The following is an 11,087-nucleotide window of genomic DNA, read 5'->3' on the forward strand; positions in this document are numbered from 1 at the left end:
ACTGTCTTTAAGACCAATGACGATCAATAGCCTTACTCTTTCTCCCTTTTTATTCACTATAAAAATAATGAGATTGTAAACATAGGATGACCAATGATTACAAGGCTTTTCATGGGCATGAAAAATATTCTACCAAAAAATGGTTGAAGTTGAATCCTAAGATATTAAAAAGGCTAGCTTGTAATCAATACTAAATCACTCCACCTTCCCGGCCATCAAATAAAGTACGGCCATACGAATGGCAACCCCATTTTCTACTTGTTGTAGGATAATACTTTGTTTGGAATCCGCCACATCAGAAGCAATTTCCACCCCTCGATTAATCGGGCCGGGATGCATAATCACAATGTCTTTTTTGATGCTGTCCAGCAACTTTTTATTGATGCCGTAGTACATGGCATATTCGCGTAATGAAGGAAAATATTTGATGTCCTGGCGCTCCATCTGTATGCGCAGAATATTGGCCACATCGCACCATTGCAGCGATTCTTTTACACTGTAGGAAACTTCTACATCAAGGGTGTGGATGAATTTTGGAATCAAAGTTGGGGGGCCGCATACGCGTACTTTAGCTCCTAATTTTTGTAGGCAAAAAATATTGGACAGTGCTACTCGCGAATGTTTGATATCGCCAAAAATGCAGACTTTCAATCCCTTAAAACTCTTTAGTTTTAATTTTTCGCGAATGGAAAAATTATCGAGCAGTGCCTGGGTAGGGTGCTCATGTGTGCCATCGCCCGCATTGATGATTTTGGCATCGATATGGCGCGACAAAAACTGATGGGCGCCCGGAGCAGGATGCCGCATCACCACCATATCCACTTTCATGGCCAGGATATTATTCACTGTATCAATCAGTGTTTCTCCTTTTTTCACTGAGGATGATCCAGCGGAAAAATTCACCACATCTGCCGAAAGCCTTTTTTCTGCCAATTCGAAGGATATTCTGGTTCTTGTGGAATTTTCAAAAAACAGGTTGGCAATGGTCGTATCGCGAAGGGAGGGTACTTTTTTGATTGGCCTGCTGAGTACTTCCTTGAAATTATCAGCCGTTTTAAAAATGAGCTCGATGTCTTCTTTTTGAAGGTCTTTAATTCCGAGAAGATGATCTGTACTCAAAGCTCCCATTAATCTTTTTTATCTGTTCTTAAAATCCAAACCTTATCCTCCTTAGCTTCCGCTTCCCCTTTCCACTCCACTTTCACTCTTTCAGACTCAATCGAGTCAATTTTTTTGCCTATATAATTGGCCTGAATAGGCACATCCCTGCTCAGCCTGCGATCAATCAATGTCAGTAATTCTATATGATCGGGTCTTCCAAAATCAAGCAGGGCATCCATTGCTGAGCGTATGGTTCTTCCGGTAAAAAGCACATCATCAATCAATACTACTTTTTTCCCTTCAATTGAAAAATCAATAGTCGTTTGACTTGCAACGGCCAGATTGTCCCGTCTTCTGAAATCATCGCGATAAAAGGTGTTATCGAGCTTTCCGTAAAGCCCTTTGTTTTTGGGCTGAATATCCTGTAGGCGTTCTACAATGCGGTCGGAGAGAAAAACACCGCGGGGTTGTACGCCTATTAATGCGGTATTGCTGAAATCACCGTGAACTTCTATCAATTGATGACAGAGCCTTTCAATGGTAAGCGCAAATTGATCTTTGTCGAGAATTACCCTGGGTCGCATTCAGCAGAGAATTTGAGCAAAGATAGGCAAAGTATGTTTTCCGACATAGCTGTATATTTTTAGCCGGATAAAATTTCTCTGTAAAAAATATTCTAATTTTAGAGCATGATATATTTTACGATGGCATTTATTGACACTGTTGCTTTAAAAGACCAGTTTGTCAGTGTTTTTTCTTCCTATAAAGACCGCATCTTTGAATTGCTTCCTGAGCTGAGCATTGCACTAGTTGTGTTTTTACTCTTTTATTTCACGGGCAGGCTTGTTTTCACCCTTTTACAAAAACGCATAGCACAAAAATGGAAAGACAGTATAGTGGCCGGATTAATAGCTGCTATTATCAAGTGGGTTATTTATCTCTTTGGGTTATTTACTGCTTTAAATATTTTGGGCTTTAGCAAAATTGCCGGGGGAATGTTGGCCGGTGCCGGAGTTTCAGCTTTCATTATAGGCTTTGCTTTTAAGGATATTGCCGAGAATTTTCTTTCCGGACTTTTGCTGGCATTCAGCCGGCCTTTCAACATTCGGGATATTATTGAAGTAGGAGGGTTTAAAGGAAGAGTAACAGCACTCAACCTGAGAACAACCCATATCAGGACACAGGATGGCAGGGATATTTATATTCCCAATGCCACAATCGTAAAAACCGAACTGACCAATTTTACCAAAGACGGGCTGTTGCGCTATGATTTTCCCCTGGGATTGGATACTGAGTGTGATACAGAGCGCGCCCGCAAACTGATTCTTCAGGAATTGAAAAAATATGAGCAATATGGTGTGCTTAAAAATCCCAAGCCTGCCGTTAACATCGAGCAAGTTGGGGTAAGCACCATTGACATCAGGGTGTTTTTCTGGGTAGATGCTTTTAAAAGCAAAAATTTTGAAGAGGCCCTGGAAGGTGAATTTATCAAAAGCCGGATAGTTAGGGGAGTTGTCAACATGCTGCTGAGCAATGGCTACACAATGCCTTCATATGTATTGGAGCACAAGCTGTATGATGAACAAAAGCCTTTAAAAGTAGATGTAGAAGGGAAGAAATAGGTTTAAAAGGGCTTTATGATCACAACCTAAAATTTATCCCCGCCCTGAAATTGACACTTTTTGATCTTTTTGGGATAAATACGCTCACAAAATTATCCGATACAAAGAAGGCCTGCATTTTCCAGTAAGATATGACCGTGCTTAAACCAAAATTGGCATAGGTTTTATTTTTGATTGAATAGGAGGCACCTATACTGAAATACGCATTGACCTGCTCCTGATAGTGCAATGCCATAGCCGGTTGAAAACCATCAAAAATTTCACCGTAAAACAAAGCGCTTACCTGCGATGTAGTCCTAAAACTATAGGCTGTACTCACGTAAAGGCGCGGAACAAGATGGCTTGTGTAGGGATCCTGGTTTTCTTTCAATCCGAAATTTGCTTCAAGTGAATCCTGCAGCTCATCGAAAGAAAAAGACTCTTCTTCAAAAAGTGATTCCAGTTCAATGCCCTGGAAAGTAAAACTGCCCCTGCTGCTGTAATTGGTCACATCGTCTTTCCAGCGGATAAATCCCAAATTGACAATACTTGCTGCCATGCTCCATTTTTCATTGAACTGATAAGTACCGCCCAAATCCATTGCAAATCCAGAATTGCTGAAACTAAAAGCCGCCTGCAAAGGATCCTTTAAAAAATTATTCACCCCAGCGCTATTGAGCAGAAAATCTGTCTCCACTGTAATGGCATAATGTGCTTCATCGGTATATAAAGTTATGGACTCATCGGAGCTCGCTAAATCCGCAATCCCTGTTAAGTACTTAAAGCGGGCACCCATTTGCCAGGATTCTTTTTTATAGCCCACTCCAAAACTCAATTCTCGATAATATGTCATATTGAGCTCAGGAGCCAAATCCATTGTTTGACCAATTTTATTGGCATTTCCATACCAGGCCAATTCTACCAAATCCCTGGAATAGCCCAACTTGATATTCATTTTTTCACTGGAGGAAATTGATAAATACCAGTCTTTCATTTTAAAATGAATGCGAAAAAGATCAATATTCAGCTGTGTTTGCAAATAATTTCTGCGGCTTAATTTGCCAATTATGTTCTCCACATCCAGATAGCTCTGTCCATCTTGGTCCTGGCGAATTAAATCGCGATAAGCAAATGCATTGTTTCCATAATTAAAAGCCAGCGAGGGAATGCCAATAATGGCTTTGTTTTCAAAAAGAAAAGCAGGGTTTGTAGTTGAGGATTGTATGATATCAGTCATAAAATGCAGGGTAAGCTCTTGTTGGGCGACTGCATAACGAACAGGACACAACAAGCACAACAAGGCAAATATGTAAGAACACTTTCTCATTAGGTGTCTTAAAATTCAAACTCTACTTTTTGGCAGAAAATTTTATGTATTATTCTGAAACACTTGTAAATATTGATGGTTTAAAGGGAAATTATTTTGTCCAACTTTTTAAATGCCACCTCTTAACCTGAGTTCGATAATTATTTAAGAGCTCAGAAATTCACTAAAATGCAATAGGCAAGGCGCATTTGAGAAGGTCTATCGGGATAAACCGAGCAAATGCAACGCAGCAAATTGCGTTTTATGGATTTCAAATGCCAGAAAACAGCAATCTTCTTCCTGGAAATATCTCAAAATAGCCCGCTATTCCATCAATATTTCCAGTCGAATCTCACTATTTTCTGGCATTCTGAGCAATAAATAATTTCCGAACTCAGGTTCTTAGTTATGGTTTTAATCATTTTTATTTTGATATTTAGGTTTGTTTAGGATTTGTTTTCTATCAATTAGGATTTCCGGTTTACCCGGCTTAGGGGCTAAGTCCGCTTATTACACCAAGTTTGACCGAAAGCGACTGCGTTGAAAGAAAGCGTACCGATTCTGCACCTCCTCCTGTACTTGCAAGCCTTACATTTACGGTCATTTTGCTGCTGTTAAAAAAATGATCCAGTTTTTCTGCGCCAAAGGAAATAATGGTTTCCTCTTGTACCGGAATTCTGATATCGCTACCGGGCTCTGCTATACCCGATGCCAGTATAATTTTGGGTGTGCTGAGCAAAGAATCCACAATTTGATCTTGATCATCGGTAAAATATACCTGAATCTGCAAATCTACCGGAAAGGTATTTTCTGTAAAAAGCTTAAAATCAGCATAGTCAATTTCTTCAATATTGTCCAATTCCATTGCAAATGTATCGGCCAGCACAAGATTGTCAATTCTGCCCTGTAAGGGGATTTCCAGATCTACATCAATTGTAAATTGACTTTCATCGGTAAGAAAGCCAAGCACCGTAAAAGGATTGGTATTGGCAGTTACGTTAAACCCAAAGTTCAGCCTGTTGGGCGCAATGGCCAGTACATTTTGCAGATTGGAATTGTCAGAATTGAGCACGATATCGGTGTTTTCAGCAGAACCTATACTATTGCCATCGGGAAAACCCAGGTCATAACCCGTATTGAAAGCCGATCCACTTATGGGCAATGCCACCTGGCGATTGCTGGCATTGAAATCTGTAAGGTGAAGTTCAAGTGGCATTCCAAAGCTGTTTTGCACCAGCATGTTCATCATCGGGTTTTCTATAAAAACAGTGCCCGATATCCAGTTTTTAAAAATATCGAGCACAATGGTGTCCATTCCTTTTTCAAAATTTTTCAGGCCAAAAAACCCTTCCATAAAGTTGTAGCGGATGTTTTCAAAACTTCCTTCAAATTCATCCAACAAAATGCGCTGCCCGTTTGACATCAACTCTGCCTGGTATTTTACTTCAATGGTATTGCTCGAATTGCCGGCACTGCCTGTTAAATCCAGCAAATAGCCCGAGAGATCACTTTGCCCGGAATATTCTATTGGGCTTCCGGTATAGGGCAGGTCTTTGACAATGCGCAAAGGCGCTCCATTTTTTGTGGCTTTGGGAATGGTAATGGTAACCCGGATATCCTCCTGTCGATTGGAAAGCATGCGGTAATTAAAAGTTCCGGATTTCACGATTATAAAATGTATCAAATCTCCGCCCGGAAAAGCAAAATTCACATTACTGCTGCTATCAATGGTTGTGAAAGATTGATCGGGAACAGGTATCAGATTTTCTCCGCTAATGGAAACCACCTTCCCGGTATAAACCACTGTAATGAGCTGTGTGCTATCGGTTTTTATAAAACCGCCCGTTTCAAATTTTTTGATGATATCCTGCACAAAAAAGGAGGAATTGATCAATGGAACGGCTATTTCAGGGCTCCAGTTGCGTGTACTTAAATTGTCCAGATCTTTGCGAATGCAGGAGCTCGACAGCATTAACAGAAATGCGAAAAATATACATCTTGATTTCAAAACACGCATAATTGAAATCGAAATATAGCTAAAATGAACAAACCTTCTCAATTTCTGTATACTTAAACAGGGAAATCGAAATAATCGATTGTGCATTATTTTGTAATTTCAAGCACGTTCAGTCAAGTAATTGTTTTATGAAAACTATACCTTGTTTATTTCTATCATACCTTTTTGTGTGCCTGTCCCCTTATATTTCCTTTGCCCAAAACTGCGAAGATTGTCGCTATCTCACCGAAATATTTGATTCAATTCAAATTACCGAAAACATAAAATTTGGACAAGGGGTAAATGCTGTAGGAGATACACAAGAGCTATTCCTGGATATTTATCAACCTGTTGGGGATACGGTTCAAAACAGGCCAGTTTTGCTTTTTGCCTTTGGGGGAGCTTTTTTAACAGGATCAAAAAAAGACAGCTATGTGCAATTGGCCTGCGAGCGTTATGCCAAAGCAGGTTATGTGGCGGCAGCAATGGATTATCGCATTGGTTTTGAGGTGGATTTAAATCTGGGAAATGTAGCCATGCGCGTGTTTTTCAGGGCCATGCAAGATATGCGTGCCTCTGTTGAATATTTTTATTATTCAGCAAAAAATGGAAACCCTTATGCTGTAGATACCAATCTGATTTTTCTGGGCGGAGCTTCTGCCGGAGCGATTTCAGCCCTGTTCATGGAATATTGCGATCACCCCGATAAAATCGCTGAAATAGGCGATACCACAAAACTTGCTCCTTTGGGAGGGTTTAGTGCCAGCAGTAGTATTTTTCCCAGACAAAGTAGAGAGGTGGCCGGGATTTTGAACGTTGCCGGAGCACTTACAAATGCCGACTGGGTAGAGGCGGGAAAAGCACCACATATCAGTGCCCATGGCGATGAAGATGGTACGGTGCCTTATGAAGATGACAACGACTTGAATTCAGGCCTCGGCTTACTGGGCATAACATTGGAAGGCAGTTATTTGATTGACCAACGCGCAAAAGATGTGGGTTTGTGCAGTTATCTCTATACCATTGAGGGAGGGGATCATCCATCAAGTAGTGCTCCTCCTGAATATTATGACGACATATTCAACAGGTGGATGCCGCGTATGCATGCCATAATCAATGAAAGAACATTTTGTTGTAGCAACAGTGCAGAATTGAATATACAAGGAGATACTGAAATCATTGAAGATGGTAATGAAATTGATTTAAATACACAGACCATTGGCCTGCTCAATACAGCATATCAATGGTGCAGTTTGCCCTGTTCTGGTACTGGCTATCAACCCACCATACAGACAGAAGCTTCTATTGGCCAATATTGGATAGCTATTGCACATGACAGTAGCTGCCAGGTTACTGATTTTGTGCGAATAAGTAAAGAAACACCTGAAGACACTAGCAATGTAAAGTCTATTGAGGATAATCTTCAAATTCAGGTGTATCCAAACCCGGTTTCAGACAATTTATTTATAAGATATGAAACTGATTGGAATGATTTTAGGATTTATGATGCTACGGGTAAATTGGTTTTGAAAAACAACAATGAAAGCATAGGTGCCGGCCAATATAATATTCCAGTAAAACACCTGTACGAGGGCAATTATATACTACTGCTTCGTGTCAAGAATAACTTTTATTCCTTACAATTTGTTAAGCAATAAATTTAATTGATTGAATTCACCATTTTTCATAAACCCTTAAATTGCTTATTTTCAAGGGCTAATCTGAACAACTCTTTTATATAATGAAATCCCATTTTACAAGCTTTTTTATTTTTCTGTTCTCAGCAATTGCTGTATTTGCTCAGAATGCTCCTTTGAAAATAGGTGATGAGGTAGATGTAAATATTTCTACCCAGCATCCTTATGTTTCCAAACAAATGAATCCGGTTATTTTTGAAAAAGAATTCAGGTCTACTGATGCTTCCTACGTAAAAATACATTTCAGCAATTTTCAATTGGCAGAAGGCGATTATGTAACAGTAAGTAACCCTGAAACCGGTCAGGAGTTTGTCTATGCTGGTAATGGACTGAGCCCCGATGGTGGACAGTCTTTTTTGAGTGATTTCTGGTCTTATTCTATTTTTTCAGATTATGCCATTGTCAGGCTTTATGCTTTTGGCAATAAACCCGCTTATGGTTTTGATATCAATAGAGTGGCCTATGGTTTTCCTGAGTATCAGATTCAGGAAAGCATCAATGCAGCAATTTGCGGCAATAATGATCAGGAAGAAGTTGAATGTTACAATGGTACTATTATGTATGACAAGTCAGCCGCTGTATGCAGGCTGGTTATTGGTGGTTCAGGACTTTGTACAGGCTGGCTGATTGGTACTGAGGGACATGTAATGACCAACAACCATTGTGTGGGTTCTCAAAATGAAGCCAACAGTGTAGAATTTCAGTTCAATTATCAAAGAAGCAATTGTACAGGGCCTGCCAATGCAGTTACCGACCAGGTGGCTCAAACATCAAACCTTATTTGTACTGATGGCTCCCTTGATTATACCTTACTGCAATTACCCGTAAACCCTACAAACACATATGGTTTTCTAAGTTTGAGATCGTCAGGGCCGGCTGTCAATGAAAGAATATATATTCCACAACATCCCGGAGGCCAACTAAAAAAGATTTCAGTAAATGACGATCAGTCAACATCTGGTTTTGCACAGGTGATCAACATCAATGGAGGAGGCAATGGTACCCGTACCGAATATTATTCAGATACAGATAATGGCAGCTCGGGCTCCCCGGTAATAAGCTACAATGATCATCTTGTAGTAGCATTGCACAATACCGGTGGATGCCTCAATGGTGGTAATAGAGCAGATGCAATTATAAATGACATGGGTGCCTGTTTGCCAAATAATGCGGTGGACAATCCTGGGAATATTGTTCTGGCAGCTTTCAGTATGGATACAGAAAAGTCTTGTGATGGAGCAGTCAATTTCATAAACCAATCTTTTAATGCAGTCAATTATTACTGGGATTTTGGTGATGGCAATAGCTCCTCTCTTGAAAATCCATCGCAAACTTATACGAGCACCGGTACATTTGATGTGCAGCTGATTGTAGAAGATTCAAGTGGGGTGATGGATACAACGAGCAGACAGGTATATGTGGCTATGGCTTCATCTCCCACCGCAAGTTCTGATACCATTTGTGCAAACAATACTGCTCAGCTAAGCGCTGTTGGCAGCGGAGGTAACCTGTACTGGTATGAAACACCAAGCGGTGGCAATGCAATCGACAGCGGTGCTGTTTTCACAAGTCCGGTACTGAATTCAAACACTTCTTATTATGTGGAAGAAAGGGAAAATACACCTGTCCAAAACCTGGGGGAAGCAAATAATAATATTTCTACCGGGCAATATTTTACCGCAAACGACTTGTGGGGCTGCCTGTTTGATGTAGAATTGCCCTTGGTCCTGAAAAGCGTAAAAGTATATGCCGGTTCTGCGGGCAATAGGAATATTGTTTTGGAACAGAATGGCAATACCATTGAAGCCGCCACAATAAATATTCCGGCAGGAGAGAGCCGTGTTGATTTAAATTTTGAGGTCAACCCAGGCCTGCAATATCTCCTAAAGATTGATGGAACTGTGGACTTGTACCGCAACAGCGGTGGAGCCAATTATCCGTATAGCATACCCGGTTTAATATCAATAACGGGGAACAATACCACAACCGGAAATGCGGATGATTACTACTATTATTTCTACGATTGGGAGGTTCAGGAATTGCCTTGCATCAGCCCCAGAACCGAGGTAGATGTGATTGTTACCAATCCACCAAATGTAAATGCCGATGTGAATGACGCCAACTGCCAGGGGGGAGACGGTTCTGTAGAGCTCACAACTTCAGGGGGGGCACAGCCTTCGGCTTATCAATGGTCAACTGGGGACACCGGTCAAATTATTAGTAATCTTCAGCCGGGGACCTATTATTATACGGTAAGTACCGGTAGCAATTGCGAAACCACAGGTTCGGCAAATGTTGGCTCCGGTGGGCAGCAGCCCCAGATCACGGCCAATGTTCAGGATGAATCCTGTGCCGGTGAGGCCAATGGTTCTGTAAACCTAACAGTGGGTAATGTGTCCGGTAACGAAACTTACCTTTGGTCAACCGGTGATACCGCAAAAAATCTTCACAATCTTGAACCAGACACTTATACTGTTACTGTGAGTGATAGCAATGGCTGCTCCAATTCAATAACTGCACAGGTTGATCAGGGAAGGGCTTACCCAGCATTTTCAGCTGATATTCAGCATGTGAGTTGTAATAATGCCGCTGATGGATCAATCAATATTATCCCATTGGATACTTCAGAGCAATATTTCTACGATTGGAGCAACAATGACATAGGAAGTAATATTGACCAATTGGCTCCGGGGACTTATTTTCTTACAGTTTCCAATTCAGGTTGTAATAGCACCGATAGCTTTGAAATTACAGAACCGACAGCCATCGATGCTTCTTTAATTGTCGACTCAACAAACGCTGAAAATTGTGAGGCAGCAGCCAGGGCGATCGTATCGGGAGGGAATCCACCTTACTTCTATTCATGGAGTCATTCCCAACAAATCACCGCTGATTCTGCGGTTGGATTGTGTTCGGGAAACACCTATTCATTGACCATTACCGATCAGAACAATTGCGAAAAACACCTGGAAGTGGGTTTTGGCCCTCAGACCTCTACAAATATTTCTGTGCAATCTCTACTGGAGGAAGTCAGGATTTTTCCAAATCCGGTGAGCAGCAATTTATTAATCGATATACCTGAGGTATTGATTGACAAAGAAATTTTGGTGGAAATCTATGATGTACCGGGTAAATTGCTGTATGCACAGTTGCTTAACAATAGCAGCAATAATTACAGTATTGATCTTAACAGACTTGCTTCTGGCAGCTATTTTTTACTGCTGAGAATGGAAAATGAGATCAGCAGTCACAAAATCAATGTGATCAGATAAGCAGCTTACTACCTGAGTTCGGAAATTATTTATTGCTCAGCTCTTAAATAATTATCGACCTCAGTTCACCTATGAGCGATGCTCCTATTATCTATTTTGACAACTGGGTTTTAT

Annotated in this window: 7 protein-coding genes; 3 read left to right on the forward strand and 4 right to left on the reverse strand. The window is 40.8% G+C overall.

Annotated elements, in window-relative coordinates:
* Positions 1–195 precede the first annotated feature (195 nt).
* Positions 196–1,128 (reverse strand): aspartate carbamoyltransferase catalytic subunit, encoded by a 933-nt coding sequence (locus WD048_14690; protein MEX0813463.1) that lies wholly within the window; start codon positions 1,126–1,128, stop codon positions 196–198.
* Positions 1,128–1,685: a bifunctional pyr operon transcriptional regulator/uracil phosphoribosyltransferase PyrR gene (pyrR, locus tag WD048_14695; GenBank protein MEX0813464.1), complete on the reverse strand. Its 558-nt coding sequence runs from the start codon at positions 1,683–1,685 to the stop codon at positions 1,128–1,130. Before pyrR ends, WD048_14690 begins: the two co-directional genes overlap by 1 nt.
* A gap of 105 nt (positions 1,686–1,790) precedes the next feature.
* Between pyrR and WD048_14700 the strand changes: the two genes are divergently transcribed.
* Positions 1,791–2,723, forward strand: coding sequence for a mechanosensitive ion channel family protein (locus WD048_14700; GenBank protein MEX0813465.1), 933 nt, complete (start codon positions 1,791–1,793; stop codon positions 2,721–2,723).
* 19 nt (positions 2,724–2,742) lie between these two features.
* Here the strand turns inward: WD048_14700 and WD048_14705 are convergent, their stop codons facing one another.
* A complete protein-coding gene (locus tag WD048_14705) occupies positions 2,743–3,939 on the reverse strand; it encodes a DUF5723 family protein (protein MEX0813466.1) in 1,197 nt (398 codons plus the stop codon).
* A 559-nt stretch (positions 3,940–4,498) separates the two neighbouring features.
* A complete protein-coding gene (locus WD048_14710) occupies positions 4,499–6,025 on the reverse strand; it encodes a hypothetical protein (protein ID MEX0813467.1) in 1,527 nt (508 codons plus the stop codon).
* Positions 6,026–6,153: 128 nt separating this feature from the next.
* On the opposite strand from WD048_14710, the gene WD048_14715 reads away from it, so the two are divergent.
* Positions 6,154–7,662, forward strand: a complete 1,509-nt coding sequence (locus WD048_14715) for a T9SS type A sorting domain-containing protein (GenBank protein ID MEX0813468.1) — start codon at positions 6,154–6,156, stop codon at positions 7,660–7,662.
* A gap of 83 nt (positions 7,663–7,745) precedes the next feature.
* Positions 7,746–10,973 (forward strand): trypsin-like peptidase domain-containing protein, encoded by a 3,228-nt coding sequence (locus WD048_14720; GenBank protein MEX0813469.1) that lies wholly within the window; start codon positions 7,746–7,748, stop codon positions 10,971–10,973.
* Positions 10,974–11,087: the final 114 nt, after the last annotated feature.

It is taken from the genome of Chitinophagales bacterium, assembly GCA_040877935.1.
Lineage (GTDB): Bacteria > Bacteroidota > Bacteroidia > Chitinophagales > CAIOSU01 > JBBDNB01.